This window comes from Bradyrhizobium sp. CCBAU 65884, assembly GCF_028128835.1.
Lineage (GTDB): Bacteria > Pseudomonadota > Alphaproteobacteria > Rhizobiales > Xanthobacteraceae > Bradyrhizobium > Bradyrhizobium ottawaense.
This window is the reverse complement of the sequence record NZ_LBJU01000110.1, coordinates 71,689-98,009: the sequence shown is the minus strand read 5'-3', so window position 1 is coordinate 98,009 and position 26,321 is coordinate 71,689. Positions and strand designations below refer to the sequence as shown.

26 protein-coding genes are annotated in these 26,321 nt (G+C 64.9%); 8 read left to right on the top strand and 18 right to left on the bottom strand.

Annotated elements, in window-relative coordinates:
• Positions 1–57: 57 nt before the first annotated feature.
• Both XI03_RS14305 and XI03_RS14300 read right to left on the bottom strand, forming a co-directional pair.
• Positions 58–789 carry a cytochrome c biogenesis CcdA family protein gene (locus XI03_RS14305; protein ID WP_038947000.1) on the bottom strand — a complete coding sequence of 244 codons (732 nt, stop codon included), beginning with the start codon at positions 787–789 and terminating at the stop codon, positions 58–60.
• Positions 790–995: 206 nt separating this feature from the next.
• The gene (locus XI03_RS14300; protein ID WP_028143063.1) at positions 996–1,262 is read right to left on the bottom strand and encodes a hypothetical protein; all 267 of its coding nucleotides are present in this window, start codon (positions 1,260–1,262) and stop codon (positions 996–998) included.
• A 482-nt stretch (positions 1,263–1,744) separates the two neighbouring features.
• Between XI03_RS14300 and XI03_RS14295 the strand changes: the two genes are divergently transcribed.
• The 4 genes from XI03_RS14295 to XI03_RS14280 all read left to right on the top strand — a co-directional run bounded on the left by XI03_RS14295 (position 1,745) and on the right by XI03_RS14280 (position 4,680).
• On the top strand, positions 1,745–2,794 hold the full coding sequence (locus tag XI03_RS14295) for a LysR family transcriptional regulator (RefSeq protein WP_194406905.1): 1,050 nt from the start codon (positions 1,745–1,747) through the stop codon (positions 2,792–2,794).
• 29 nt (positions 2,795–2,823) lie between these two features.
• The gene (locus XI03_RS14290; protein WP_020608151.1) at positions 2,824–3,195 is read left to right on the top strand and encodes a helix-turn-helix domain-containing protein; all 372 of its coding nucleotides are present in this window, start codon (positions 2,824–2,826) and stop codon (positions 3,193–3,195) included.
• A 272-nt stretch (positions 3,196–3,467) separates the two neighbouring features.
• Positions 3,468–4,289 (top strand): enoyl-CoA hydratase, encoded by an 822-nt coding sequence (locus tag XI03_RS14285; RefSeq protein ID WP_271592479.1) that lies wholly within the window; start codon positions 3,468–3,470, stop codon positions 4,287–4,289.
• 103 nt (positions 4,290–4,392) lie between these two features.
• Positions 4,393–4,680: a hypothetical protein gene (locus tag XI03_RS14280; RefSeq protein ID WP_028143066.1), complete on the top strand. Its 288-nt coding sequence runs from the start codon at positions 4,393–4,395 to the stop codon at positions 4,678–4,680.
• Between the two features lie 65 nt (positions 4,681–4,745).
• Here the strand turns inward: XI03_RS14280 and XI03_RS14275 are convergent, their stop codons facing one another.
• From XI03_RS14275 to XI03_RS14240, 8 genes are all read right to left on the bottom strand, one after another.
• A complete protein-coding gene (locus XI03_RS14275; protein ID WP_028143067.1) occupies positions 4,746–5,825 on the bottom strand; it encodes an isocitrate/isopropylmalate dehydrogenase family protein in 1,080 nt (359 codons plus the stop codon).
• A 135-nt stretch (positions 5,826–5,960) separates the two neighbouring features.
• Positions 5,961–7,028 carry an alcohol dehydrogenase gene (locus tag XI03_RS14270; protein ID WP_271592478.1) on the bottom strand — a complete coding sequence of 356 codons (1,068 nt, stop codon included), beginning with the start codon at positions 7,026–7,028 and terminating at the stop codon, positions 5,961–5,963.
• A 76-nt stretch (positions 7,029–7,104) separates the two neighbouring features.
• Positions 7,105–8,076 carry an ABC transporter ATP-binding protein gene (locus XI03_RS14265; RefSeq protein WP_271592477.1) on the bottom strand — a complete coding sequence of 324 codons (972 nt, stop codon included), beginning with the start codon at positions 8,074–8,076 and terminating at the stop codon, positions 7,105–7,107.
• Positions 8,073–9,065 (bottom strand): ABC transporter ATP-binding protein, encoded by a 993-nt coding sequence (locus XI03_RS14260; RefSeq protein WP_028143070.1) that lies wholly within the window; start codon positions 9,063–9,065, stop codon positions 8,073–8,075. The genes XI03_RS14265 and XI03_RS14260 overlap by 4 nt, the downstream gene beginning before the upstream one ends.
• Positions 9,062–9,934: an ABC transporter permease gene (locus XI03_RS14255; RefSeq protein ID WP_271592476.1), complete on the bottom strand. Its 873-nt coding sequence runs from the start codon at positions 9,932–9,934 to the stop codon at positions 9,062–9,064. The genes XI03_RS14260 and XI03_RS14255 overlap by 4 nt, the downstream gene beginning before the upstream one ends.
• Positions 9,921–10,871, bottom strand: a complete 951-nt coding sequence (locus XI03_RS14250) for an ABC transporter permease (protein ID WP_271592475.1) — start codon at positions 10,869–10,871, stop codon at positions 9,921–9,923. The genes XI03_RS14255 and XI03_RS14250 overlap by 14 nt, the downstream gene beginning before the upstream one ends.
• Before the next feature lie 7 nt (positions 10,872–10,878).
• Entirely contained in the window at positions 10,879–12,423 is a 1,545-nt protein-coding gene (locus XI03_RS14245) for an ABC transporter substrate-binding protein (RefSeq protein WP_271592474.1), read from the bottom strand.
• Between the two features lie 131 nt (positions 12,424–12,554).
• Positions 12,555–13,751, bottom strand: coding sequence for a CaiB/BaiF CoA transferase family protein (locus XI03_RS14240; RefSeq protein WP_271592473.1), 1,197 nt, complete (start codon positions 13,749–13,751; stop codon positions 12,555–12,557).
• Positions 13,752–13,943: 192 nt separating this feature from the next.
• Between XI03_RS14240 and glgA the strand changes: the two genes are divergently transcribed.
• Positions 13,944–15,359, top strand: coding sequence for a glycogen synthase GlgA (gene glgA / locus XI03_RS14235; RefSeq protein WP_038946992.1), 1,416 nt, complete (start codon positions 13,944–13,946; stop codon positions 15,357–15,359).
• Positions 15,360–15,594: 235 nt separating this feature from the next.
• Here the strand turns inward: glgA and XI03_RS14230 are convergent, their stop codons facing one another.
• Both XI03_RS14230 and XI03_RS14225 read right to left on the bottom strand, forming a co-directional pair.
• The gene (locus XI03_RS14230) at positions 15,595–16,539 is read right to left on the bottom strand and encodes an oxygenase MpaB family protein (protein ID WP_271592472.1); all 945 of its coding nucleotides are present in this window, start codon (positions 16,537–16,539) and stop codon (positions 15,595–15,597) included.
• 91 nt (positions 16,540–16,630) lie between these two features.
• Positions 16,631–17,767 carry a patatin-like phospholipase family protein gene (locus tag XI03_RS14225; RefSeq protein WP_271592471.1) on the bottom strand — a complete coding sequence of 379 codons (1,137 nt, stop codon included), beginning with the start codon at positions 17,765–17,767 and terminating at the stop codon, positions 16,631–16,633.
• A 201-nt stretch (positions 17,768–17,968) separates the two neighbouring features.
• Between XI03_RS14225 and XI03_RS14220 the strand changes: the two genes are divergently transcribed.
• Positions 17,969–18,850 carry a LysR family transcriptional regulator gene (locus tag XI03_RS14220; protein ID WP_028143078.1) on the top strand — a complete coding sequence of 294 codons (882 nt, stop codon included), beginning with the start codon at positions 17,969–17,971 and terminating at the stop codon, positions 18,848–18,850.
• Positions 18,851–18,878: 28 nt separating this feature from the next.
• On the opposite strand, the gene XI03_RS14215 is transcribed toward XI03_RS14220, so the two are convergent.
• Positions 18,879–19,595 (bottom strand): peroxiredoxin-like family protein, encoded by a 717-nt coding sequence (locus XI03_RS14215; RefSeq protein ID WP_152103318.1) that lies wholly within the window; start codon positions 19,593–19,595, stop codon positions 18,879–18,881.
• Between the two features lie 82 nt (positions 19,596–19,677).
• Positions 19,678–19,962 (bottom strand): hypothetical protein, encoded by a 285-nt coding sequence (locus tag XI03_RS14210; RefSeq protein ID WP_038946988.1) that lies wholly within the window; start codon positions 19,960–19,962, stop codon positions 19,678–19,680.
• Positions 19,963–20,199: 237 nt separating this feature from the next.
• Between XI03_RS14210 and XI03_RS14205 the strand changes: the two genes are divergently transcribed.
• A complete protein-coding gene (locus XI03_RS14205; RefSeq protein ID WP_271592470.1) occupies positions 20,200–20,682 on the top strand; it encodes a cupin domain-containing protein in 483 nt (160 codons plus the stop codon).
• A gap of 89 nt (positions 20,683–20,771) precedes the next feature.
• Positions 20,772–21,974 (top strand): MFS transporter, encoded by a 1,203-nt coding sequence (locus XI03_RS14200; protein ID WP_271592469.1) that lies wholly within the window; start codon positions 20,772–20,774, stop codon positions 21,972–21,974.
• Here XI03_RS14200 and ccoS read toward each other — a convergent pair.
• From ccoS to ccoG, 4 genes are read right to left on the bottom strand one after another with little or no spacing between them, the layout of a single operon-like run.
• Positions 21,971–22,138 carry a cbb3-type cytochrome oxidase assembly protein CcoS gene (ccoS, locus tag XI03_RS14195; protein WP_271592468.1) on the bottom strand — a complete coding sequence of 56 codons (168 nt, stop codon included), beginning with the start codon at positions 22,136–22,138 and terminating at the stop codon, positions 21,971–21,973. The genes XI03_RS14200 and ccoS overlap by 4 nt on opposite strands.
• Entirely contained in the window at positions 22,138–24,327 is a 2,190-nt protein-coding gene (locus tag XI03_RS14190) for a cation-translocating P-type ATPase (RefSeq protein ID WP_271592467.1), read from the bottom strand. The genes ccoS and XI03_RS14190 overlap by 1 nt, the downstream gene beginning before the upstream one ends.
• An 11-nt stretch (positions 24,328–24,338) precedes the next feature.
• On the bottom strand, positions 24,339–24,824 hold the full coding sequence (locus XI03_RS14185) for a FixH family protein (protein ID WP_095426396.1): 486 nt from the start codon (positions 24,822–24,824) through the stop codon (positions 24,339–24,341).
• Between the two features lie 15 nt (positions 24,825–24,839).
• Positions 24,840–26,306, bottom strand: coding sequence for a cytochrome c oxidase accessory protein CcoG (gene ccoG / locus XI03_RS14180; RefSeq protein WP_028143084.1), 1,467 nt, complete (start codon positions 26,304–26,306; stop codon positions 24,840–24,842).
• Between the last annotated feature and the right edge of the window lie 15 nt (positions 26,307–26,321).

The following is a 26,321-nucleotide window of genomic DNA, read 5'->3' as shown; positions in this document are numbered from 1 at the left end:
CAACTGCACACGGGGACGCCGGCGCGATCAGCGCGCCGGCATTTTCCGGATCAAGCCCTACCCGATGGTCTGCAGCGCCGGGAACGTCTCCAGCAGCCAGATGCTCACATTCGAGACCGCGCCGGTGAGAAAGCCGATGCCGGTGATCACCATCAGGACGCCCATGGCGCGCTCGACATTGACGAGATGTCCCTTCATCCGCGCGAACAGTGCCGAGAACTGCTCGATCATCAGCGCGGCGATCAGGAAGGGAATGCCGAGACCGGCCGAATAGACCGCGAGCAGCCCCGCGCCCTTCGTCACCGTAGCCTCAGCGGCGGCGATCGAAAGGATCGCGGCGAGGATCGGGCCGATACAGGGCGTCCAGCCGAAGGCGAAGGCGAGCCCCATGATGTAGGCGCCCCAGAGGCCGACCGGTTTGGGGATCGGCAGCCGTCCCTCGCGCATCAACAGGCCGATGCGCGTCAATCCGAGAAAGTGCAGGCCCATGATGATGATGACGATGCCGGCGAGGATCGACAACTCCGCCGACCAGGCGCGGATCAGCCCACCGACCAGCGAGGCGCTGGCGCCGAGCGCGACGAACACCGTGGAGAAGCCGAGCACGAACAGGAGCGCCGACATCATGATCGCGCGCTTGGAGGCCGAGCCCGGCTCGTCGCTCTCGACATGCTCGATCGTGGCGCCCGTAAGATAGATCAGATAGGGCGGGACCAGGGGCAGGACGCAAGGCGAAAGGAAGCTGACGAGGCCTGCAATCAGCGCCGCCGGGATCGAAACATTTTGCATGATGCCGTCTGAGCCATCTCAGGCCCCGGTGCGGCGCGCCGGGAATGCGCGCGGCCCGGAGCCGAACCGGCTCTGGTGTAGCCGATGCCGGAGAATGCGCAACAGAGGCGCATCAAACCAGGGCTCCTCCCGATGCCGCCTGCGATCACAGGTGCGGCATCGGGACGCGCACAAACCTCGCCAAAAAGCGAGATTCGGCGGCGCGGCTACTTCACCACGCGGAGCAGCGGACGCCGGGGCTGGTCCTGCGTCTGCTTGGAAGGGGATGGCGGCTCGCTCGCAGCGCTCCGCAGCATTTCGTCGCACAGTGCCTTGAGATCGGCACTGTCAATTCCTTTGAGTTTCATCCTGACGTCGAGGATGACAATGGACAGCAGCTCGGCCGACTCACGGCTGTCGCACGCGTTGAGAACCCTGCGGCACCCCTCGAGCGTTTCCAGCACCGACTGCAACTGTTCGTCTGAATGCGACACCGGCGTTCTTTCCGTTAATTCGGCCTGCGAGACGTGTTGGTGACGACCCCTTCGGCCCCCATGGAATACGGAGGATAGCACGAGGCCACAGCGCCTCTGAACCTGATTTCAGTGGGTTTCTGCCGCGGAACTGCGGTTCCGGCTAACATCGCCGCGCTGCGCCGTTGGCCATGGTCGAAGCGGTCCGAGAGCAAACGCCCCGCGCGCTGTGATTGATCCATTGAGAGAGATGGCGCCGGCTTTCGCGCAAGCACACTCATTGCCGACAGCGCCTGCAATCCCGCAGCCATTTCACGGCTCGCAACGGCACTCACGCCACACCCCTCATCCGGGCAATGGCCTGCCCGATTCCCAACCCTTGGCAGCATTCAGATACCACCCACGAGGTAGTAAGGATGACGTTCAAAACTCATCATCCCCCAACCCGCAGTGGTTGTGGTTTGCGCCAGATTCTGCCAGTTTAGCTAACCGAAGGGACTTGTATGCACTCCTTGGCGGAAAGGGGCGTTCCTGTGGCGGAACGCCCAAAGACAAATCTCAGCGGCCTCTCTGATTGGGATGCCGCCCGCATATTCCTTGAAGTCGTCCGATGCGGGAGTTTCCGATCGGCGGCCGAGCGCCTGTCGTTGTCGATCAACGCCGTGCGCCGGCGAATCGACGATTTCGAACGCCAGACCGGCACCACGCTCTTCACCCGCGACGTCCATGGCACCCATCTCACCGATGAGGGCGCGCTGGTGGTCTCCGCCGTCGAGCGCATGGAGGCCGCCACCTTCGACGTGCTGCGCGCCAGCGATTCGATGGCCAACGCCCTGTCCGGCGAGGTGCGAGTCGCCGTTACTGAGGGGCTCGGCACGTTCTGGCTCGCCCCGCGCCTGGTTGAATTCCAGCAGGCCTATCCGAAGATCCTGGTCGACCTGCATTGCGCGATGCGCTCGGCCGACGTCTCGCGCCACGAAGCCGACGTCGCCATCCATCTGTCGCGTCCCTCGGCGCTCGACATCAAGCTAGTGCGGCTCGGTCGCATGCATCTGATGTTCTGGGCCTCCGAGAAATACATCGAGAAGCATGGCGCGCCGCGCTCGGCGGCGGAATTGATCAAGCATCGTCTGGTGCTGCAATTCGCCGACCAGCTTGCCGCCAAGGAATCCTTCGAGAGCTTCTTCCCGGGCGTATCGGAACGTGACCTTCTGGTCATGAAGACCAACGTCTCAAGCGCCAACTACTGGGCGGTCGCGAATGGCGCCGGCATCGGCGTCTTCCCGAGCTACGCCATTGCGCTTGGCGGGAAGTTGATTCCACTGGAGGTCGAGTTGAACCGACCGCTGGATATCTGGTTGTCCTACCATCCCGGTAGCGGCCGTATTCCGCGTGTGCGGCACATGATTGATTGGCTGATCGAAGCTTTCAGTCCGGCTCGCTTCCCGTGGTTTAAGGAAGAGTTCGTGCATCCGCATGAATTCAAGGACTCGTATATGGGCGAACCCCTGACCCAGCTCTTCGGGGGATTTTCAACCGAAGAACAAAGGTGAAAACGAAGATGAAAGCAGCGGCGAAAAGAATGAAGCAGCGCAGTGCTGGCAAGCCGGACATCGAGCTTGGCAAGCGGATTCGTCTGCGGCGCGTCGAGATGAAGATCTCGCAGGCCGAGCTCGGCGAGAAGCTTGGCGTCAGCTTCCAGCAGGTTCAGAAATACGAGAAGGGCGTCAATCGCGTCGGCGCGGCTCGTCTGCAGCAGATCGCTTCCGCCCTCGACGTGCCCGTGACCTTCTTCTACGACGGTGACAACAAGGCGCGCGAAGTCGAGAGCCTGCTGTTCCTCGATTCGGCCTTCAGCCTCCGCCTGCTGCGCGCCTACAGCAAGATCAAGGACCAGACCGTGCAGCGTCAGTTGGTCTCGCTGATGGAATCGATCGCGGCGAACGAGAGCTGAGACCGGTCGACGGTCTGGCCTTTGCGGCCGATCTTCAATCCGCCGCGTCGCGGGGACGCGGCCGGATTGAACGATCATATTCCGGCTCGCGCGCTTGCGCGCGGCCTTTGCGGGGCGGCACGACCGCCCCTTTTCTTTGCGCGCGCGACACTCGGGACGACCCGCCATGCAATCCCGCTACAGGCGGATGCAGACTCGCCCACCCTGCCGCGGTTGACCCCGGAAGCGCCAGCGCAGCACATTGCCCCTCGCACATGACGAGCGAGCAAGCGATGTCCGACATATTCAGCACGACCGGTACCCCCTACGCGGACGGCAAGATTCTCCAGCACACCACCGACGGCGTCGGCGTGATCACCTTCAACAATCCCGACAAGCGCAACGCGATGTCGCTGGAGATGTGGGAGGGATTTGGCGAGGCCTTGACGAGCCTGCGCGACGACGAGACGGTGCGCGTCGTGGTCCTGCGCGGAGCCGGCGGTAAGGCCTTCGTCTCCGGCGCCGACATCAGCCAATTCGAGAAGACCCGCCACAACGCGGCAGCGTCCGAGGAATATGCCAGGCGCAGCGCCGCCCAGCGCGCACTGCTCGCAGACTATCCCAAGCCGACGATTGCCTGCATCGACGGTTTTTGCCTCGGCGGCGGCATGCAGGTCGCGATGCTCGCCGATATCCGCATCGCCGCGCACGACAGCCAGTTCGGCATTCCCGCGGCCAAGCTCGGCATCGCCTATGGCTTTGACGGCCTGCGGCGCCTGGTTTCGCTGGTCGGCCCGTCCTGGGCGCGGCTTCTGATGTACACGGGCATGCGCATCGATTCCGCCGAAGCGCTGCGCATTCGCCTTATCGAGCGCGTGTTCCCGGTCGACGAGCTCTGGGGCGAGACCATGACGATTGCCGAGACGATCTCGCAGAACGCCCCGCTCGCGATCAAGGCCGCCAAGATCACCATCGCGCAGGTGCTGAAGGATGAGAGTCAGCGCGACATGGACGCGATCAAGGCGATCGGCAATGCCTGTATGGACAGCGCAGACTTTCGCGAGGGCCGGCAAGCCTTCATGGAAAAGCGCAAGCCACAGTTCCAGGGGCGTTGAAGCTGAACCGACGTTCAGGAAGATTAAATTCCTCGTGCAGCTCCGCGCGGTAGCAACTAGTTGATCTGACGAAAGTTCTCCCGCCACAACGAGGGAGATCGCGATGACACTGAAATCTGCTGTTCTTGCTCTGGCTGCCATCGGCGGTGTAGCGCTCGCGTCGGGCGAGGCGCTCGCAGCCATGCCGAATGGCATCCCGCAGGCGGACAAGATTGCAAGCGGTCCGGCCGCTGACGTGGATCAGGTGCGCTGGGTGTGCAACCCCTGGGGCCGCTGCTTCTGGCGTCCGAACTATTACGGCGCCTACGGCTATTACGGCGGCCCGCGACGCTTCTACGGCCCGCGCCCGTGGGGCTGGGGCCATCGCCACCACCATTGGCGCCGCTGGTGAACGACAAAGGGGCCGCGAGGCCCCTTTTCTTTTGAGATGAACCGGCGCCGCGGCTCGGCTGCTTCTCAGAGCGCCGCCAGCACCGCTTTGGTGATGTCGGCAGTCCCGTTGCTGCCGCCGAATTCCATCGGCTTGATGCCGCCGGCATAGACCTGATCCACCGCACGCTCGATCGTCTCGCCGGCCTCCGCCGCGCTCTCGACGCCGTGCTTGTCGGCGAGCCAGTCCAGCATCATCGCCGCCGACAGGATCATGCCAGTGGGATTGGCCTTGCCCTGCCCCATGATGTCTGGCGCGGTGCCGTGGCAGGGCTGGAACACGGCATATTTGTCGCCGATGTCCGCCGACGGCGCCATTCCGAGGCCGCCGATCAGGCTCGCAGTGATGTCGGAGACGATGTCGCCGAACATGTTCTCCATCACCATCACGTCGAAATCCCAGGGACGCTTCACCAGCATGGCCGAGCAGGCATCGACATAGAGCCGATCGGTCTTCACGTCGGGATGCTTCTTGGCGATCTCATCGAAAATGCCGCGAAAGAACGCGAACGCCTTGAACACGTTCGCCTTGTCGACGCAGGCAAGCGCGCCGGGCTTGCCGCGCGCCTTGCGCCGCTCGGCGAGGCGAAACGAGAAATCGAACAGGCGCTCGGATGTCCTGCGTGTGATCACCATGGTCTCGCGCGCGTCCTCATGGGTGACGACGCCCTTGCCCATCGAGGCGAACAGGCCTTCGGTCGATTCCCGGATCACGACGAGATCGATGCCGCGCTCATCAGCGCCGACGATCGGGCTCGGCACGCCCGGAATAAGGCGCGCCGGTCGCACGCCGGCATAGAGATCGAAGATGAAACGCAGCTCGATCTGCGGCGCGATCTCGGTATTGTCGGGGTAGCGCACCGACGGCAGGCCGCAGGCGCCGAGCAGGATTGCGTCCGCCTCCTCGCACAGCTTGATGGTCGAGTCAGGCATCGACTTGCCGGTGGCAAGATAATTGTTGGCGCCGGCGGGTGCTTCAGTGAAACGGAAGCGCAAATCCGATTTCTGCTCGATCTTGCGCAGCACCTCGACGGCCGGCGCCATGACTTCGGGACCGATGCCGTCACCGGCGAGCACGGCAATGTGGAAGGCGTTGTTTGCGGACATTTAAGGCCTCAAGGAAAGGAGCTAGCCAAGTCGTCATTGCGAAGAACTCTTGCGACGAAGCAATCCAGACTGTGTCCGCGGAGGGATTTCTGGATTGCTTCGCTGCGCTCGCAATGACGGAGGAGAGAGTGTTCGCTACGGCGTCAGCACCGTGCGCCCGACCACCGCGCCCTGCTGCAATTGCACCAGCGCATCGTTGGCCTTGGCGAGCGGCGCCGTGGTCACCGGGATCGGCGGCACCTTCTTGGTGCGGACGAGGTCGAGCAACTCCTGCGTCTCGCGCAGGTTTCCGACGTAGCTGCCCTGGATCGTCACCGCCTTGATCGGAATCAGCGGCAGCGCCCAGGTTGCGCCGCCGCCGAACAGGCCGACGATCACGAGTTTGCCGCCCTTGGTCAGGCAGTCGAATCCAAGCTGCGTCGTCGCGGCATTCCCGACGAGGTCGATCACGGCACGGATCGGCCCGCCCACCTTCTTGGCGAGTTGCTCCAGCGCATCCGGCGCCTTCGGGTCGACGGTGGCGAGCGCGCCGGCCTTCTCCGCCGCTTCGCGCTTCCTGGCATCGATATCGACCATGATCGCGCCCTTGCCGCCCATGGCTTTCAAGAGCGACAGCGCCATCAGGCCGAGCCCGCCGGCGCCGAACATCACGATCGGCGTGTCGAAATGCTGCTCAACCTTTTTCAGCGCGCTGTAGGTGGTGACGCCCGAGCAGGCATAGGGCGCGGTCGTTGCGGGATCGAGTCCCCTGAGATTGAGCAGATAGCGCGGATGCGGCACCAGCATGTGATCGGAATAGCCGCCGTCGCAATAGACGCCGAGCGAGCGCGGCGTCAGGCACATGTTCTCGTCACCGGCGAGGCACGTCGCGCACTTGCCGCAGCCAATCCAGGGATAGACCAGCCCGACATCGCCGAGCTTGAGGTCGCCCTGGTCGGTCGGTTTCACGTCAGGGCCGAAGGCCAGGATTTCGCCGACCGTCTCGTGACCCATGGTCAGCGGCAGATTGATGCCGCGGTCCTTCAGCGAGAGCGGCTTGCGGCCATGGCCGAGATCGTAGCCGCCCTCCCAGATGTGGAGGTCGCTGTGGCAGACGCCGGCGGCCTTCACCTTGATCAGGACCTGCGTGCCCGAGGGCTGCGGCGTCGCCTCGTCGAACTCCTGCAGCGGCGCCTTGAAATCGGCGACCTTGAAACTCTTCATCGGCGTTCTCCCGGCATGCTTCTCGTTGTCGCGCCACCATGCCATGGCCGGCGAGGCGAGACAAACCGGTCTTAGTTCAGGTCAGCGGATGATGGCAAGCCGCGAACTGGCGAGGCCCGATTTCGCGCAACTCCGGTATCTCCGCGCTGCATCGCTGATCGGCGCGTGGGCAGCGGGTGCGGAAGCGGCAGCCGGACGGCGGCGCAATCGGCGATGGTGGCTCACCCGCCGCCACACTCTCGGCGGGACGCACATCCGGATCAGGCACCGGGATCGCCTGCAACAAGAGCCCGGTATAGGGATGCCCAGGATTTGCGAACAATTGCTCCGACGGACCGACCTCGCAGAGCCGGCCGAGATACATCACCGCGACGCGGTCGCTGACCGCTTTGACCACTGCGAGATCATGCGCGATGAACAACAGCGTCAGGCCGAAGCGTGCTTTCATCTCCTCCAGCAAATTGAGGATCTGTGCGCGGATCGAGACGTCCAGCGCCGAGACCGGCTCGTCGCAGACGATGAATTCCGGATTGAGGACGAGCGACCGCGCGATACAGATGCGCTGGCACTGCCCGCCGGAGAATTCATGCGGCAGGCGGCCCGCGACGAGATCAGGATCGAGCCCGACCGCGCTGAGCACCTCGTGAACCCTGCGCTTGCGCTCGGCGGCATCCTTGACGCCGGCTATGATGAGCGGCTCGGCCACGATGTCGCCGATGCGACGGCGCGGATTGAGCGAGGCGATCGGATCCTGGAAGATCAACTGCACGCGGCGGCGCATCTTGCGCAACGCCTCGCCCTCCATCGCGGTGAGATCTTCGCCGTCGAACAACACCCGGCCGGATTTGGCACGTCGCAATTGCAGCACCGCGCGCCCCAGCGTCGACTTGCCGCAGCCGGATTCTCCGACCAGCCCCAACGTCTCCCCGCGCGCGACCGCAAGGCTGACACCGGACACCGCATGCACCGTCTTGTTGCCGAGACCATATTCGACGACGAGATTGTCGACGTTCAGCAGCGGCTCGGCGCGCGCGGCAAGCTGCATCATGCGCCAACTCCCTCCGCCATCTGGATCGGGTGGAAGCAGGCATAGAGATGATCGGGCATCTCGGCGCTCTTCAGGTCGGGCTTGGCCTCATGACAACGGCTAGCGGCATAGCGGCAGCGAGGCGCGAAGGAGCAGCCCTTTAGCGGTCGTGTCGGATCGGGCGGACGGCCGGAGATCGCGGGCAGCGGGGTATGGGGCGCGGTCTCCAGCTTCGGGATCGCCGCCAGCAACGCTTCGGTGTAGGGCATGTGCATGCGCTTGAACAGCGCCTGGGTCGGGGCGCGCTCCACCACCCTGCCCGCATACATCACGGCGACCTCGTCGGCACGGCCCGCGACCACGCCGAGATCGTGGGTGATGATGATCATCGCCATGTGGCGGCGGCGCTGCTCGCGCGCGAGCAGATCGAGGATCTGTGCCTGGATGGTGACGTCGAGCGCGGTGGTCGGCTCGTCCGCGATCAGCAGCTTCGGTTCGCAGGACAACGCGATCGCAATCGCGATGCGCTGGCGCATGCCGCCGGAACATTGATGCGGATATTGCGCGAGCCGCTGCTCAGGCGCCGGGATTCCGACAGCCGCCAGCAGCTCGATGCTGCGCTTCCGTGCTGCGGGGGCATCGAGCTCGAGATGCTCCTGGATCGTCTCCATCAGCTGCGTGCCGATGGTCAGCACCGGGTTTAGCGAGGTCATGGGGTCCTGAAACACGACTGCGAGATCGCGCCCGCGCAAGCGACGCAAGGGTTCCGCATCGAGCCGCACCAGATCCTGGCCGTCGAACATCACGCGGCCCGTGAGCTTTGCTTTTTTCGGTAGCAGCTGAAGCACCGCGCGCGAGAGCATGGTCTTGCCGCAGCCGGACTCGCCGACGATGCCGAGCGTGCAGCCCGCCTCCAGCGACAGGTCGACATGATCCACGGCGCGCAGATTACCGCGCGGCGTCGGTAGCTCGACTGCAACGTCCTCGATGATCAAGAGCGGAGCGCTCACAGCGCCCCCTGACGCGGGTCGGTCAGCGCCCGCAAGGTATCGCCGACCAGATTGAAGGCCAGCACGGTGAGGAACAATCCGGTCGCCGGCAGGAACGCCAGCCGCGGCGCGACGTCGAGGCTGTCGCGCCCTTCGCCGATCATGCTGCCCCAGCTCGCCATCGGCGGCGGCACGCCGAGACCGAGGAAGGACAGCGCCCCCTCGACCACGATGGTGACGGCAACGCCGAGCAGGAAGAAGGCCAGCAGCGGCAGGATCACGTTCGGCAATAGCTCGCGCAGCAGGATGCGCGCATGGCTGGCACCTAACGCCTCGGCCGCGATCACGAATTCCCGCCGCGCCAGCGTCAGCGTCGCGGCCCGCGCCACACGCATGAAGGCGGGAATGCCGAGCACGCCGAGGATCAGGGTGAGGTTGGGGACGGACTGACCGAGATAAGCCGTCACCGCGAGCGCGAAGATCAGCGGCGGAAAGGCGAGCAGCACGTCCATGCTGCCGACCACCAGCGTCTCGAACCGGCCGCGGAAATAACCGGCGAGCAGGCCGAGCGCGCCGCCGAGCGTAAGGCCGATCATCGGCGCGATCAGCCCGACGGTCAACGACACGCGCGCGCCAAAAATCAGGCGGGCGAGCTCGTCGCGGCCGAGCCCGTCGGTGCCGAGCCAGTGCTCGGTGGAGAATGTCGCGCGGCGCTCCAGCATGTCCATGTCTACGGGGTTCTGCAGCGGCAGCACCGGCGCAAGGATCGCGAGCGCAAGGATGATCGCGAGCCAGGCGCTCGCGATCCAGAACAGCAGGCCGAGCCTGCGCTTGCGGCCGACCGGCACGGGCGCCGCCTCGTCCTGCATCGAGAGCTCAAGCGTGGCCATGGCGGATCCTGGGGTCGAGCACGGCGTAGAGCATGTCGACGATGAAATTCACGATGACGAAGCCGCAGGCAACCAGCAGCACGACGCCCTGGAGGATGACGAGGTCGCGGGTGTAGATCGCCCCGACCAGCAGCCGGCCGATGCCGGGCAGCGCGAAGATCGATTCCACGATCAGGGTGCCGCCGAGCAGGCGGCCGATATTGATGCCTGTGACCGTCACCAGCGTCAGCGACGAGGGTTTGAGCGCATGCACGAACAGGATACGCGCGGGCTTGAGACCCTTGGCCTTGGCGAGCGCGATATAATCCTCCTGCAAGGTCGCGATCATGTCGGAGCGCAGCACGCGCATGATTCCCGGCCATTCCGCCAGCGCCAGCGTCAGTGCCGGCAGCACGAAGAAGCGTAAATTCGCCAGCGGCGCCTCGGTGAACGGCACATAGCCCGTCGCCGGCAGCCAGTGCAGCTCGACCGCGAACAGATAGATCAGCAGGATCGCCACCAGGAACGACGGCATCGACAGCATCGCGAACGCGCTGCCGGTCATGAAACGGTCGAACGCGCCGCCGGCACGCGCGGCACAGGTGATCGCAACCGGGACGCCGATCAACAGTCCGATGAACTCGGCCATCAGCATCAGTTGGAGCGAGACCGGAATGCGCTCGGCGACCGCCTGCAACACCGTCTGCCCGGTGCGGAACGAGCGGCCGAGATCGCCCTGCAGGACGTGACCGAGCCAGCTCAGGTAACGCCACCACAGCGGCTGATCGAGCCCCATGTCACGGCGCAGCGCCGCAACATTCTCCGGCGTTGCCTGATCGCCGAGGATGACGAGAGCGAGATCGCCCGGCAGCAGCGAGGCGATCAGGAAGGTCAACAGCGACACGGCGAGCAACACCGGCAGCATGCCAAGCAGCCGCCGAACGACGAAGGTCAGCATCGCGCCATCATTCCAGCCAGGTCGTCGAAACGTCGATCACGCCGTTGTAGATCTTGGGGAAGCCTTTCAGCTTGGCGCTCGACAGCGCGTAATAAGTGTTCTGGAAGGTCCAGAACCAGATTGCCTCCTTGTTGATCAGGCGGCTGATGGCGCAGTAATCCTCGGTGCGTTGCCCAAGGTCGGCGGTGACGCGCGCGTGGTCCAGCAGCTTGTCGAGCTCCGGGTTTGAGTATCCGGCCAATGCCAGCGGGCTGCCGCTGCGGAAATTCGCGTACATCTGCGGGTCGGGATCGGCGAGATCGACGATGCGCCACGGCGTCATCTGGAACTGGCGGGTGAAGGCGCGTGACGGAATGGTCGCCTGATCGACCTGCTCGATCTCCATGTTGGCGCCGGCGCGCTTCCAGAATTGCTGAAGCACCTGGCCGATCATGCGGCCGCGCGGGGTTGCGGTCACCAGCATCTTGAACTCGACCGGCTTGCCGTAATCCTTGATCAGCGCCTTGGCCTTCTCGACATCGAACGGCAGCGCGCCGTCATCCTTGCATTTGACCCAGGAGCCATCGCCATAGGGATTGGTCGCGGGTCGGCTCAGGCCGTTGCTGATCGCCTGCGACATTTTCGGGCGGTCGAGCGCCATCACCAGCGCCTGACGCACGCGGACATCGTCGAACGGCGCGACCTTGGTGTTGAAGGCGTAGACCTGCGCGCCCGAGCCCTTGTAGGTGTGCACCGTGAGCTTGGAGTCCTTCTGCGCCTTCATGATGTTGTCGGCGTCGTTCTCGTCGTCCCAGATGATGTCGGCCTCGCCCGATTGCAGCGAGGCGAAGCGCGACTGCGCATCGGGCAGCGGCTTTAAGATGATGCGGTCGAGATAGGGACGGCCCTTGTCCCAGTAGTTGGGGTTTTTCTCCAGCACCATCCGGTCACCTGCGGTCCATGATTTCAGGATGTAGGGACCAGTGCCGACGGGATTGCGATTGTAGTCGTCACCCTTGGTCTTCCACGCGGTCGGCGAATGAATGACGTTGTTGGAGCTCTGGATTGTGATCACCGCCGGCCAGTTCACCGAGGGATCGGTCAGATTGAAGACAACGGTGGTTTCGTCCGGCGCCAGCACCTCCTTGACGTTGGTGATGTAGAAGGCACAGCGGCACTTGTTGGCGGGGTCTTTCTGCCGGTCAAAATTCTCCTTGAAGGCCTGCGCATTGAACGGCGTGCCGTCGTGGAATTTCACACCCTCGCGGAGCCTGAAGGTCCAGCTCTTGTAATCGTCGGAATGGGTCCATGACATCGCGAGCTTTGGCGCGGCTTCGCCCTTGTCGTCGAGCGTGGTCAGCGTATCAAAGATCGCCGCGGCCGCGGTGAAGGTCGAGGTGTCGTAGACGCCGACCTTGAGCGGATCGAAGCCCGCAATCTCCAGCTCCTGGCCGACGGTGATGCTGCCGCCCGGCTTCTGCGCTTGCACCGGCCCGGCCAGCGGAAGGAGGGCAAATGCCGCAACAAGGAAAATCGGCGCGTGCTTGCGCGCCGCGGCAGCAATGTTCGTCATGGTTCCTCCCGGGATCCCTCGTCCGATGTTTCGGATCGTTGAATGACTGGGGACGAGATTGGCGACAAAAGCTCGCCACGGCAAGAGGAACGCGCGACAGGTCACACGCCGCACGTGCGGCGTAATGGTGCTCAGCCTGTCGCGGCAGTTTTGCCTGTCGGAATTGATGCATCATCGGCGAGGCTGATCTCTTCGCGCAGGGCATCCGTATGCTCGCCGAGCACGGCCATCGTCTTGGCCGGCGTGGTATCGGCACCCGACATCCGGAATGGCAGGTTGAGCACCTGAAAGGAGCCGCCCTCGTCCCGCACCTCGGAGAGCGCCTGCCGGTGCGCAAGCTGCGGATCGGCCAGCGCCTCGGACACGGTGCGATAGGCCGAAGCCGGCACGCCGGCAGCCCCTAGCGCTGCGAGACACGCATCGGTCGCGAGCTGCCGCGACCAGGCCTCGACGCCGTCCATCACCTCGGCCCAATTCTCGCGGCGCGCGGCATAGGTCGCAAAGCGCGGATCGGAGATCCATTCGGGGTGACCGATCACGCCCATCAATCCCTGGAACGTCTTCTCGCTGGCGACCGTGATCATGACATAGCCGCTTGCCGTCTCGGTCGGGCCGAACATCGGGCGCGGCGGTGGCTTCACGGCGAATTGTGCGCTCTGCAATTCGGTCAGCGTCAGTGACAGCATCGATTCCAGCATCGACACGTCGATGTGCTGGCCAAGGCCGGTCACGGCCCGCTGATAGAGTGCGGACGCGATCGCGCCGAAGCCGTAGGTGCCGGTGACGACGTCGGCGTGATAGATGCCGCAATAATCAGGGCGATTGCGGCCGGGCTGGTAGGCCAGATGCGCCATATCATAGCCGGAGGCGGCATGGATCACCGGCGCATAGGCCGGCAGCTCGGCCGAGGGGCCGGTCTGGCCGTAGCCCGAGATCGAGCAATAGATCAGCTTCGGGTTGACGGTGCGCAGCCTGTCGTAGTCGAGCCGCAGCCGATGCATCACGCCGGGGCGAAAGTTCTCGACCAGGATGTCTGATGTCGCGGCCAGCCGGCGCACCGCCTCCTTGCCGTCCTCGGACTTGAGGTCGAGCACGACGCTCTTCTTGCCGACATTGAGCTGGCCGAACGCGGTGCTGCACCCCTTGCGCAGCGGCGGCCGGGTCCGCATGGTCTCCCCGCCGTCGGTCTCGATCTTGATGACCTCAGCGCCCATGTCGGCAAGCATCCGCGCGCAGTGAGGACCGGCGATGGTGGTGGAAAAATCCAGGACCCTCAGCCCGGCGAAAGCTTTTGTCGTCGTCCCCTCATGCTTATCTGCTAGCTGCATGCCTGCTCACGTCCTTGGGTCTTAGGAACTCTCGAAGTTCTCTGTTGTTGATGCGGCGACCCTAGAGGGCGGCGGCCGAGTAGGAAAGTGTTTACCGAACCGACACGCCGCGTGGGTGGGCTTTAAGAATTCCCGGACAACTGGACCCGTTCTTGCATAGTAGCGAACGGGATCGACAGAGGGCAGCTGTTCTTGAGGGTCTTGTTCGTCACCACGGAGTTGGACGACTTCGTCCGCGTCGGCGGCCTTGGAGCCGTGTCCGCTGCACTGCCCCGCGCCCTTCGCTCCTTTGCCGATATCCGGATCATGTTGCCCGGCTATCGCGACATCATCGAGCAACTCACGCATATTCAGATCGTTGGACGCTGCCCGGCGCTCGCGGAGATGCCGGCCTGCTCGCTCGGACGGGCCGCAACCAAGGACGGAATGCCGGTCTACGTGCTGTTGTGCTCGCAACTTTACGACCGGCCCGGTAACCCCTATGGCGACGAGTCCGGGCGCGACTGGCCCGACAATGACATCCGCTTCGCGCGCTTTGCCTCTGCCGCCGCTGAGCTGGCCATGGGCAAGCTGGACAAGAATTGGGCAGCTGACCTGATCCATGCCAATGACTGGCAGGCCTCGCTCGTGCCGGCCTATCTCGCCTGGCGCGGCTCCAAGCTACCGTCGATCCTGACCATTCACAACCTTGCCTATCAGGGCCTCTTCCCGAAGGACTCGCTGCGGCGGATCGGCGCACCGGAGAGCTCTTTCCACATCGACGGTGTCGAGTTCTACGACCAGCTGTCCTTCCTCAAGGCGGGCCTCGTCTACGCCTCGCACCTCACCACCGTCAGCGGCACGTATGCGCGCGAGATCACCACCGCCGAATTCGGCTGCGGCCTGGAGGGCCTGCTCCGCCTGCGCTCGGACGCGTCCGAGCTCACCGGCATCCTCAACGGCATCGACGAGAGCTGGGACCCGCGCTCCTGCGCCCAGCTCGCCCAGCAGTTCGGCGCCGGCGACTGGGTCGGCAAGAGGGCCAATGCGGACTACGTCCGCAAGCAGTTTGGCTTAGCGGTCTCGCGCGGCCCGATGTTCGGCATCGTCGCGCGTCTCGTGCACCAGAAGGGCATCGATCTCGTGCTGTCGGCGGCCGACGAGATCGTCGATGCCGGCGGACAGATCGTGGTCACCGGCTCCGGCGAGCCGGCGCTGGAGCAGGCCTTGATCGACGCGCATCGCCGCCGCCCCGACGCGATCGGAGTTGTGATCGGCTTCAACGATGCCCAGGCCCGCCGCATCTTTGCCGGCAGCGATTTCACCCTGATGCCGTCGCGCTTCGAGCCGTGCGGGCTCAGCCAGATGTACGCCCAGCGCTTCGGCTCGCTGCCAATCGGTCACCAGACCGGCGGCCTTGCCGAAACCATCACCGACGGCGAGACCGGCTTCCTCTTCTCGAGGCCCTCGCGCGAGTCCTTCCTTGGCGGCGTGCGCCGCGCGTTCTCGGCCTTCATGGCGCAGGACCAGCTCGACACCATGCGCCGCAGCGCCATGGGACGGTCCTTCTCCTGGAGCATCTCGGCGGGGACCTACAGCGCGCTCTACCGGAAGCTGGCTTCGGTGTGAGGCAAGCCGCTTCCTCATTCTTCGTCATTGCGAGAAGCCCTTGCGACGAAACAATCCAAAAACCCTCCGCGGTTACAGTCTGGATTGCTTCCGCCTTCGCCAGCTTCGGCGGACAAGTCGCTGCGCTCGCAATGACGGTGTGGAGACAGTTTTGCGCCTCACTTTCCGCTCTCGTTCCCCGGACGCAGCGCAGTGCTCTTGCGGTGCGCTGTGTCCGGGACACCCTGAATAATTCTCAGCGGCGCACATCCATCTGCGGCCGCCCGATCCACGCCCTGTTGAGGCAGCGCGTCATCCAGTCGGGCTGCGGCTCGCCCCGCAAGCGCGCCTGCGCTTCCTGGTAGGGCCCGACATAGCGCAGCCGATCCGGCAATGTCGGATAGATGCGCCGGATCCATCGCAGCGCGTTGTCGGCCGATCTGAGCTCCCGCTCGCCGAGCTCAAACCCGAAGCCGGCGCGCAATCGTTCCGGCAGCAGGCTCGCCGTGAGCGAGCGATACCATCGTGGCGGCCGCAACCACGGACGCGCGCCGCTAAAAATCTGCGCCGCGATCTCGCGCGCCGCCGGGCTCACGGTCAGCGTGTCCGTCTGCACCATCGCCGCGGTGTAGGACGTAAAGCCCGACCAGTCCGCGGGCAGATCATCCGCCGTCAATCCGAACAATGCACCGAACGTCCGACTCTCGCTCCAGTAGCGCTCGCGCTCCTCCACCGAGAATGGCGGCAGAACCAGCTCGTGCGCCATCAGCGCCGTCTCGACCAGCGTCGCATGGACCCAACGCAGCGAGGGGATATCGTTGGCGCAGTAGCGCGAGCCTGCCGCAAAGGGACCGACCGTCTCCGGCATCTCTCCGACGATCATGCTGTGTCGTCGGTGCAGCTGCCGGGAGGACAGCAAGGCACGGTCGAGCGAGCCGAACACCATGGCAAAGACGATGTCAAAGGTGCGATGGAAGCGGCCAATCGGATCGGCCAGGGTTTTCGAATGCTCGGCGATGGCGGCGGCGACCCAGGGATGCGCCAGTTGCAGCAACAACGCGCGGCCGGCACCGAGAAAGATGACCGCCTCCCGGTCGATCCGCCAGGTCAGCGTATCAGGACCGAACACGCCCGCTACCGGCCCCGCCGCGTTGGCGCGGACCAGATCGAGCGTTGCCTCCAGATCTTTCTCAGCGACCAATTGCAAGCCTCGCGACGAACACGGGGCAACAATAGCCCAGACCTAGCCCTCGGGAAATCGCCACTGCGCAAGACAATCACGCGTCAAGCCCTCACTCCGCCGCAATCGGCATCTCCTCCATATGCTCGTGCAGCACCACCCCGGCGAGCGGATCGAATTCGCCGATCCAGGGCTTGCTTGCCAGGACCGATCGCGTGTGAGCGTAACCAGCGTGCCAACGCCGTGTGATCCCCGACGGACTGAAGTCGATATCCTTGGTATGGGTCTCGCGCTCAAGCTGCGGCGCCAGCAGCCGTACCACATGCATGCGGGTCGGACAGCCATAGCTCGTCAACTCTCTCACCGCGGGATCGCTGCGCTCGCTCTCCGGAAGCCATGCCGCGAGCTGGTTGATGACATGGCGCAGGCGATGGGCCTGCTGCTGGCGCGCAATCTGACTCGAAATGCGGCTGGAATATTGCACGTCCTTGTGCCGGTTCAGCACCTCCGCGATCGTGTTCGGCTCGGGTCCGACGGGATTCCACAAATGCACGGAGAAAATCAGCGAATCCCTGCGCGGATTATCGTCGAACACCGCTTCCGTCGGCGTGTTCGACAGGATGCCGCCGTCCCAATAGAGCTCGCCGTCGATGCGCACCGCCGGGAAAGCCGGCGGCAGCGCGCCCGACGCCATTATGTGCTTCACCGTCAGTTCACTGTCGCGGCTGTCGAAATAGCGCATTTCACTGGTGCCGACATGAGCCGCACCGACCGTCAGGCGCGGCGCGCAGCGATTGGCGAGATCGAAATCGACGAGCTCGCTCAGCGTCTTCTCCAGCGGCGCGGTCGAATAATAGCCCGCGTTGTCGGCACCGAGCGGATAGGAATCGCCCGCATGCGCCAGTGGATTGGGCCGGAAGAAGCCGCGAATGCCGCCGGTGACCGTCGACCAATAAGCGAGCCTCTCGTTGAAGTCGGGAAAGGCGCCGCCCAGGGTCCAGACCGGGGCCTGCTCCATCCGCTTCCAGAATTCCTTCAGGCGCGCAAGCCGTTGCTCCGGCACGTTGCCGGCAATCAGGCTCGCATTGATGGCGCCGATCGAGGTGCCGATGACCCAGTCCGGCTCGATGCCGGCCTCGTGCAGCGCCTGGTAGACACCCGCCTGATAGGAGCCAAGCGCACCGCCGCCCTGAAGCACCAGCACGACCTGACCCGGGATATCCGCACCTTTGCCCTTCATGCCGTTCATGGTTCGCTCCTGGTGAGCCTGCACCGGCCGAATTTTCGTCGCACGCGGCGGCATTGTTACCCGCGATCATTTTAAGAGATGGCGGGATCTTTTGAAATGCCAGTTGGCTTCCAAGTCCATACGTCCGTGCTATCGCGCGTGGGATGTCATTTCTGGTTCCGATCGGCTAGATTTGAGGTCGATTTCGCTGGGAGCCGATCCATGGAAATGCACCAGGTCCGCTATTTCCTCGCGGTGGCGCAGCTGCTCAATTTCACGCGCGCGGCCGAGGAGTGCAACGTTACACAGCCCTCGCTGACACGCGCGATCAAGCAACTCGAGGCCGAGCTTGGCGGCGACCTGTTCCGCCGCGAGCGGCCGGCGGCGCAATTGACCGAGCTCGGCCAGCGCATGCATCCGCTCCTGAAGCAGTGTTTTGACGCTGCCGCCGGCGCGCGCTCGCTCGCCTCCTCGTTCAAAAGCGGAGAGGTCGGCGCGTTGCGCGTTGCCTTGACGCATTCGATCGACCTAGCGCTGCTCATTCCGCATCTCAACGAGATCAGGCGGCAATTCAACCAGCTCGAATTCCGCTTCCTGCGCGGGACGAGCCGCGAGGTCGGCGAGTTCTTGAAGAAAGGTGAAGCCGAGCTCGGCATCGCCGCCGAGATCGATGAGGCCTGGGAACGGCTCGACGCCTGGCCGCTGTTCACCGAGAGCTTCGAGCTCGTCTTTGGCGACGGACATCGGCTGGCCGGCCGCAGCAGCATCGAACTGGACGATCTGCGCTCGGAGCAACTGTTGAGCCGGACGTTCTGCGAGCATTCGCGCCGCATCTCCGCGAGCCTGCGCGAGCACGGCATCGAGCATGGCCACGAGATTTCGAGCGAGCGCGACCTGATCGAGCTGGTCGAGGCCGACATCGGCGTCGCCATGATGCCGCACACCTCGCCCCTGCCGCAGACACTGACGCGTGCCGCCGTCGCCGGCCTGGACGCCCGCCGCACCGTCAGCCTTTACGGCGTGGCCGGCCGGCAGCGCACGGCGGTCGCCAGCGCCGTGATGCGCATGCTGCGCGGCGCCGACTGGCGCGAGATCGCGGGGTAGCGAGAACGGTCTTCGATAAGGGGAGAACTTAGTTCTCCCTGCCCGCGCTCTCCAGCGCGGCGAGCAGATCGTCGATCTCCATGCGTTTGCGGAAATCGGGATCGACGAAGCGGGCCTTCACGATGCCGTCGCGGCCGACCACGAACACGGCCGGGATCGGCAGCATCCAGCCATCATTGCCGTGGAATTTCGCCATGTCCTGATAGGACAACAGGCGCTGGATCTCGGCACCGAGCCAGATCGCGAGATTGAGCGACAGCGCATAGCCGTTGTCGAGATCGGTCAGGACCGGAAACGGCGCGCCGGATTCAGCCTTGAGCTGGCGGGTAAATTCCTGCGTCTCCGGCATGACCGCAACGATCTGCGCACCCATGGCCTCGATGCGATCGAACGCCTGGACCACGGCACGGACATTGAGCCGGCAATAGGGACACCAATGGCCGCGGAGGAACATCACGGCGAGCGGGCCGCGCTGCAGCAGCGAAGGCAGCGTGACGAGACGCCCGGCCTCGTCCGGCAGCATGAACGCCGGCATCGCATCGCCCGGGTGAGGCGCGGTCTCGCCACCGCCGTTCCCGCCCAATCTCGCCACCAGGCGATCGACGGCCTCGCCATAGGCCGGAAACACCGCACGGCTGGCGTCGGCATAGGCGCAGAGCTGTTCGTTCAGCGTGCCGTCCATGTCGCGGCAGCGCTGGAAAGCAAGCCTGAGCTGCTCGGCATCGGCTGGCGAGAGAGATGTCATCTTCTGCTCCGGCATTCCCTTCAGCGAATATTAGTTTCCCGGTTCGGCCGCCCGCAAGGGGCGGCCGCGATGCCAGGCCGGCTCAGTTCACGTAGAAATTGCCGGTCGGATCGAGCCGTCCCGAGGTGGAGTACAGCGATCCGTTGCTCATGAAGAAGACGGTGTTGTCGGGCACCTTCTTGGCGTTCTTCATCATCGCCTCGTGGTTCTTCTCGGCCGGAGCCATGGCCATCGCCGACATCTTGCCGGGGCCGCCATAGACATAGGCCATGCCGGCCTTGAAGTCCCAGGCCGCCTCCGAGAAGGCCGAGGTGGCGATGACCGCAAACGCGGCGGTGGCGATCAGGGTCTTGGACAATTTCGGCATTGGGGCTCCTGCGGATTGACGTGAACGCCCGCCAATCGGGCGCCGTGCCATCGGACGCCGGATACGCCGGAAGCGGAAATGCCGTTGCCCAATCGGATCGATAGCCGCCGCGCATCAACATAGCACCGCGCTATCGCATCGAGAGCAAGCCGGCATTTCAGGATCGACGCGATCTCGATGAAGCTCCGGTCATAGCCGCCGACCAGCGGGGTCGCGGCCAACGCAGGAGACCCTTCCATGTCTAGGAGCCACGCCCTGTCGCGTCCGATCTGGCCAGGCCTTGCCATTGCCGGCGCGCTCACGCTCTCGGCGCAGCCGGTCATCGCCGGCGAATGTCCGGCCGGCAAGATCAAACCGAACGCCCAGCAGATGGTCGACTACAAACCCGTCGGCGTTACCGACGTCACCCTTGGGGCGATAGACCTCGGCAAGCAGCCGGCACATCTCGAGGGGCGCGAGCTGCGCTTCCGCAAGCTGACCATCGAGCCTGGGGGCATCGTGCCCTGGCACAGCCACGACGATCGTCCCGCATTGATCTTCGTGCAGCAGGGCGAGATCGTCGAATACGCCTCCAATTGCGTCGATCCGATCGTGCACAAGGCCGGCGACATCCGCCCGGAGGTCTACGGCACCTCGCATTGGTGGAAGAATCTCGGCAAGGAGATCGTCGTTCTCTACGTCGGCGACGTCCGCAAGGATCCCAACGACCACCACATGTAACGAGCGCATTCCAGCCCCAGCGCACCGTTATGGATGAGGCGCCCGCGATCCCCATGCCGGGCGCCAAATCCTCACAGGACAATCACGCCGTGACCGATCTTTCCGCACCGATCAAACCGGCCGCGATGACGATGGAGGCGCACTCGCCGGGTCTGGCGCTACGCTCGCTCGTGATCGGCCTCACCGCGTTCCTGACCGTCGTGGATCTCTTCGCAACACAGGCGATCCTGCCCTCGCTGACGCGCCATTACGGCGTCACGCCCGCAGCGATGGGCTTTGCCGTCAACGCCAGCACGTTCGGCATGGCCACAGCCAGCCTCGTGGTTGGCTTTCTCAGCCCGCATATCGACCGCCGGACCGGCATCCCGCTCAGCTTGATGCTGCTCGCACTCCCGACCAGCCTGCTGGCGATCGCGCCAAATCTCGCCGTGTTCACCGTCCTGCGCGTCGCACAGGGCCTGTGCATGGCCTCGGCCTTCGCGCTCACCCTCGCCTATCTCGGCGAGCAATGCAGCGCGATGGACGCCGGCGGCGCCTTTGCCGCCTACATCACCGGCAATGTCGCGAGCAATCTCGTCGGCCGGGTGATCTCGGCCGCCGTTGCAGACGGCCTGGGCCTTGCCTGGAATTTCTATCTGTTCGCTGCTCTCAATCTGGCCGGCGCGGTGCTGGTCTACTTCACGATTCGACGCGTGCAGCCGATGCATGCGATGATGCCGACTGCTTCGCCGCTCAAAGCCACCTTCGCGCATTGGCGCAATCCGCGATTGCGCGCAGCCTACGGCATCGGCTTCTGCATCCTGTTCGCCTTCATCGGTACCTTCACCTTCGTCAATTTCGTCCTGGCCCGACCGCCGCTGTCGCTCGGCATGATGGATCTTGGCCTTGTCTATCTGGTGTTCCTGCCCTCGGTCGTCACGACCTTGCTGGCGGGACGGGTCGCCTCACGCATCGGAGCGCGCCCGACGATCTGGGGCTCGCTCGCCGTTGCCGGCATCGGCCTGCCGCTGATGCTGACTGCGCGGCTGCCTGAAGTGCTCACCGGAATGGTGCTCGTCGCGGTCGGAACCTTCTTTGCACAGGCGGCGGCCACCGGCTTCGTCGGACAGACGGCGACCGAGAACCGTGGGGTCGCCAGCGGCACCTATCTTGCGTGCTATTTCTGTGGAGGGCTCGTCGGCACAGCCGTTCTCGGCCGACTGTTCGATGCCTTCGGCTGGCACGCTTGCGTGACCGGCGTGGGCATAGCCCTTGCGGCCGCTGGCCTGCTCGCGCTGAACTTGAAGCACTAGCGGTTGACTGGGGCTTCCTGCGGCGGCTCGTCGTCGGCGATGGCGCGCCAGGCGGCGCCGTCGAGATCGTCGTACTGGCCGCTCCGGAGCGACCAGAGAAAGGCGACGAGACCGGCGCCGCCGAGCATCAAGGCCAGCGGGACCAGGATGACCAGAATCTCCATTACGCGATCTCCCGTGAGGTGCTGCGCGCCCGCAGCGAATTCAGCATGACCAGGATCGAGGATCCGCTCATGGCCGCAGCCGCGATCAGGGGCGTCACGACGCCACTGATCGCAACCGGCACCGCGAGCACATTGTAGCCGATCGCAAGCCAGAGGTTCTGCCGCATCAAATGCAGCGCCTTGCGCGAGGCGTCGATGGCCGCAACCACCGGAGCCAGCGGCCGGCCGAGGAAGACGAGATCGGCGGTGGCCTGGCTCAGATGCGCGGCCGAGATCGGCGACATCGAGACATGGGCTGCCGCGAGCGAAGGCGCGTCGTTCATGCCGTCGCCCACCATCAGCACCTTGGCGCCGCGCTGCTTCAGTTCCTCGATCCGCGCGATCTTGTCGGCCGGCGTGACGCCGGCGCGCCATTCGGGGATTTCGAGCGCGTGAGCCGCGGCCTTCACCGCCGGCTCGCGGTCGCCGGAGAGAATCTCGATGCCGATATTGCGCGCCTTCAGCGCCGCGATCACAGCCTGCGCGTCCGGACGGAGGCCCTGGCGGACCGAGAGCACGAACCTCTCGCTGCCCTTGCTGAACGCGACGATGGAGGCTTCGGGATCGACGACGGTGCTGCCAACCAGCGCCTCCGCGCCGCAGAAGGAGGGTCGGCCAAGGCGAAGCTCGACGCCGTCCACGGTCGCACGGACGCCCTGCCCGGCCTCTTCGACCGCACCGACAACAGGCGATTTGGCGGCGGCGGCCTGCGCCACGGCGGCGGCCACCGGATGATGGCTCGACAGCGCGAGCCGGCCGGCGAGCTCGAAGATGTCGGCGGGGATGTTGGCGGCATTCATCACTTCGAGATCGGGCAGCGTCAGCGTGCCGGTCTTGTCGAAGATGACATGGTCGGCTTCGGCCAGCCGCTCGATCGCGTCGCCGGAATTCAGCAGCACGCCGGACTTGAGCATTGCGCCGGAGGCGATGGTCTGCACGGTCGGAATGGCAAGCCCCAGCGCGCAGGGACAGGTGATGATCAGCACGGCGACGCCCGTCACGATCGCATCATGCCAGGACGTGCCGGCAATGACCCAACCGAGGATGGTGATGAACGCGGTCGCATGCACCACCGGCGCATACAGCCGCGAGGCGCGGTCGGCGAGGCGCATATAGCGCGAGCGCGCCTGGAGCGCGTTGTCGAGCAGCCGTGTGATCTCGGCGAGCAGCGTCGCCTCGGACGCGGCCGAAACCCGCACCCGCAGCGTGCCGGAGATGTTCATGGAGCCCGCATAGACCGGCGTGCCCTGCTCGGCCGTGACGTAGAGCGTCTCGCCGGTGATCAGGCTCTGGTCGATCTCGGAACGGCCCTCGATCACGGTGCCGTCGACCGCGCAACGCTCGCCGGGCCGGAGCAGCACGATGTCGCCGGGATTAATCGCGGCCACCGGCACCTGCGATATCTCGTCGGGACCGATGAACTTGGCCGCCGTCTCCGCCTTCAGCGCGGCGAGATTGCCGGCGACTGCGCGGGTGCGCCGCCGCATGTTCTGGTCGAGGAAGCGGCCGACGAGCAGGAAGGTCAGCAGCATGATCGCCGCGTCGAAATAGGCGTGTTCGGCGTGGTGGAAGGTCTCGACCACGGACATGCCGAGCGCCAGGATCACGCCGATCGAGATCGGCACGTCCATGTTGGTCGTCTTCGCCGACAGCGCACGCCAGGCCGAGCGGAAGAACGGCTGGCCGGCATAAGCCGCCGCCGGCAATGCGATCAGCGCCGACAGCCAGTGGAAGAAGTCGCGCTGCTCGGGCAGCATGTCCGAAACGTTGCCCGACCACACCGGGATCGACAGCATCATCACGTTCATCGTGGCGAACGCCGCGACACCGAGGCAGCGCAGCAGGAAGCGCGATTCGGCGACCTCCGCCACCTCCGCGCTCTCGGTCTCGAACGGATAGGCCTTGTAGCCGAGCTCCTCGAGGCGATCGATGAAACGGCCGGGATCGAGCGTACCCGCCTTCCATTCCAGCGCGACGCGGCGGTCGGTGAGGTTGACGCGCGCCAGCGTGACATCGGGGATGGCGGACAGGCCGCGTTCGATCTTGGCCATGCAGCCGGCGCAGTGAACGCCTTCGACCGCGAGATCGATATGCTGGACGCCCTCGCCAGCGGCCCGGACGTAGTGCGAGAAATCCCGCGTGACGTGCATATCGAAGTCCTTCAGTTCAGGATCACGCGGTTGCGCGACAGGAACACGCGCGTTCCCCGCGCCTCGCCCTCGATCACCAGGTCCCACTGGCCCGGCGCGACGGACGCGGCATCGCCGCGATAGAGGCCGATGCCGGCTTCGGTGAGCTCGACGGCGAGATCGGCGCGCTTGTCAGTCGGCCGCTCCAGCCGGCCGCCGAATTTCAGTCCGGCGATCGGCTGGCCGCCGGCATCGCGCGCCTCGACCTGAACCACCGCGCCGCCATCGTTGCGGCGTTCGATATGGGCGTTGACCTTCCATTTGCGCGCGGCCTGGTCCTGCGCCGCCGAGATCTCGCGGTCGTAGGTCAGGCCTGCGGCATAGGGGCTGTCGACCTCGGTGCCAGGCAGCGTCGCGATCGCGAGCTTCATCATCGTGACGTTGACGCCGATCACGAGGCCGAAGAAGGCGACCAGCATCAGGAAGACCTTGGTTCCGGTCAGCGGCTTGGATGACATGACGGTCTCCTGGATTTACGGCGCGACGAAATTGTCGGTGGCGCTCGCGGCGACGCCCAGTCCGATATCCATGACGTGGAAGCGGACCGGAATCGACTTCTCCGGATTGTTTTCGGCCGGCGCGGTGACGAGCAACCGCAGCTCGCTGGTGGAGTCGCGCGGGATCACGATGATCGGCCGATCCGGCGTCACCGAATCGACGCCGACGACGTGCATCGTGGGATTGGCTGGCCCCTCCACGTCGATGGCGATGGCGCGGTCGTAGCCGCTCTTGTTCAGCAGCCGCACCGTATAGGCGTTGCGGATCGAGCCGTCGCTGAGCTTGACCGCGACCGGATTGCGGTCATGCAGCACGTTGACGTCGAGCAGGCTGCGGGTCGCGAGCGTATAGACCATGAAGCCGCCGATCGCCGCGATGATCGCGCTGTAGACGATGGTGCGTGCCCGGACGATCCGGTAGATCGGCGCCTTGCCCTCCTGGCGTCGATGGATGTTGATGTCGTTGTCGTAGCCGATCAAGCGCTTCGGCCGGCCGATCTTCGTCATCACGTTGTCGCAGGCGTCGATGCAGAGGCCGCACTGAATGCATTCCATCTGCGGTCCATTGCGGATGTCGATGCCGGTCGGGCAAACCGCGACGCACTGGTAGCAATCGACGCAATCGCCAACCTGCTCGCCGAGCGCGCGCAGCTCGGCGGCCTTCTTGACCGAGGTACGCTTCTCGCCGCGGTCGTAGCGGTAGGTGACGTTCAGCGCCCATTCGTCGGTGAGCGCGGCCTGGATGCGCGGCCACGGGCACATATAGGTGCAGACCTGCTCGCGCATGTAGCCGGCGAGCAGATAGGTCGAGGCCGTGAGAATGCCGATCCAGATATAGGCGATCATCGGCCCCTGGAAGGTGACGAGCTCCTTCACCAGGGTCGGTGCGTCGTTGAAGTAGAGCACCCAGGCGCCACCGGTCCACCAGGCGATCATGAGCCAGATCGAATGCTTGAGCACGATCTCGGAGATCCGCTCGAGCTTCAGCGGGTCGGACGATTTGTCCTTCTTCATCCGCTCGCGCCGGTCACCTTCGATCAGACGCTCGACGGCATAGAACAGGTCGGTCCACACCGTCTGCGGACAGAGATAGCCGCACCAGATGCGGCCGCCGACCGAGTTCATCAAGAATAGCGCCACCGCGGCCACGATCAACAGGCCGGTGAAGTAGTAGACCTCCTGCGGCCACAGCTCGATGAAGAAGAAGTAGAAGCGGCTATTGGGAAGATCGATCAGCACCGCCTGGCTGGGGGCGCCGAGGCCGCGGTTCCAGCGCACGAACGGCAGGAAATAATAGACGCCGAGGCAGATCGCCATCAGGCTCCATTTGATCCGGCGGAACGTGCCGGAGACGCTCTGGGGATAGACCTTCTTGTGGGCTGCGTAGAGCGGCCCGTTGTCATCATCCAATGTGAGGTCTTTGGGGTTCACGGTCTTGTTCATCGCCTGGAGCTTCTC

What these genes read in the sequence shown, in the direction of transcription:
- XI03_RS14305 (WP_038947000.1), bottom strand. Translation starts at nt 789, where the DNA reads ATGCAAAATGTTTCGATCCCGGCGGCGCTGATTGCAGGCCTCGTCAGC.
- XI03_RS14295 (WP_194406905.1), top strand. Translation starts at nt 1,745, where the DNA reads ATGCACTCCTTGGCGGAAAGGGGCGTTCCTGTGGCGGAACGCCCAAAG.
- XI03_RS14290 (WP_020608151.1), top strand. Translation starts at nt 2,824, where the DNA reads ATGAAGCAGCGCAGTGCTGGCAAGCCGGACATCGAGCTTGGCAAGCGG.
- XI03_RS14285 (WP_271592479.1), top strand. Translation starts at nt 3,468, where the DNA reads ATGTCCGACATATTCAGCACGACCGGTACCCCCTACGCGGACGGCAAG.
- XI03_RS14280 (WP_028143066.1), top strand. Translation starts at nt 4,393, where the DNA reads ATGACACTGAAATCTGCTGTTCTTGCTCTGGCTGCCATCGGCGGTGTA.
- XI03_RS14275 (WP_028143067.1), bottom strand. Translation starts at nt 5,825, where the DNA reads ATGTCCGCAAACAACGCCTTCCACATTGCCGTGCTCGCCGGTGACGGC.
- XI03_RS14270 (WP_271592478.1), bottom strand. Translation starts at nt 7,028, where the DNA reads ATGAAGAGTTTCAAGGTCGCCGATTTCAAGGCGCCGCTGCAGGAGTTC.
- XI03_RS14265 (WP_271592477.1), bottom strand. Translation starts at nt 8,076, where the DNA reads ATGATGCAGCTTGCCGCGCGCGCCGAGCCGCTGCTGAACGTCGACAAT.
- XI03_RS14255 (WP_271592476.1), bottom strand. Translation starts at nt 9,934, where the DNA reads ATGGCCACGCTTGAGCTCTCGATGCAGGACGAGGCGGCGCCCGTGCCG.
- XI03_RS14250 (WP_271592475.1), bottom strand. Translation starts at nt 10,871, where the DNA reads ATGCTGACCTTCGTCGTTCGGCGGCTGCTTGGCATGCTGCCGGTGTTG.
- XI03_RS14245 (WP_271592474.1), bottom strand. Translation starts at nt 12,423, where the DNA reads ATGACGAACATTGCTGCCGCGGCGCGCAAGCACGCGCCGATTTTCCTT.
- XI03_RS14240 (WP_271592473.1), bottom strand. Translation starts at nt 13,751, where the DNA reads ATGCAGCTAGCAGATAAGCATGAGGGGACGACGACAAAAGCTTTCGCC.
- XI03_RS14225 (WP_271592471.1), bottom strand. Translation starts at nt 17,767, where the DNA reads ATGAACGGCATGAAGGGCAAAGGTGCGGATATCCCGGGTCAGGTCGTG.
- XI03_RS14220 (WP_028143078.1), top strand. Translation starts at nt 17,969, where the DNA reads ATGGAAATGCACCAGGTCCGCTATTTCCTCGCGGTGGCGCAGCTGCTC.
- XI03_RS14215 (WP_152103318.1), bottom strand. Translation starts at nt 19,595, where the DNA reads ATGACATCTCTCTCGCCAGCCGATGCCGAGCAGCTCAGGCTTGCTTTC.
- XI03_RS14210 (WP_038946988.1), bottom strand. Translation starts at nt 19,962, where the DNA reads ATGCCGAAATTGTCCAAGACCCTGATCGCCACCGCCGCGTTTGCGGTC.
- XI03_RS14205 (WP_271592470.1), top strand. Translation starts at nt 20,200, where the DNA reads ATGTCTAGGAGCCACGCCCTGTCGCGTCCGATCTGGCCAGGCCTTGCC.
- ccoS (WP_271592468.1), bottom strand. Translation starts at nt 22,138, where the DNA reads ATGGAGATTCTGGTCATCCTGGTCCCGCTGGCCTTGATGCTCGGCGGC.
- XI03_RS14190 (WP_271592467.1), bottom strand. Translation starts at nt 24,327, where the DNA reads ATGCACGTCACGCGGGATTTCTCGCACTACGTCCGGGCCGCTGGCGAG.
- XI03_RS14185 (WP_095426396.1), bottom strand. Translation starts at nt 24,824, where the DNA reads ATGTCATCCAAGCCGCTGACCGGAACCAAGGTCTTCCTGATGCTGGTC.
- ccoG (WP_028143084.1), bottom strand. Translation starts at nt 26,306, where the DNA reads ATGAACAAGACCGTGAACCCCAAAGACCTCACATTGGATGATGACAAC.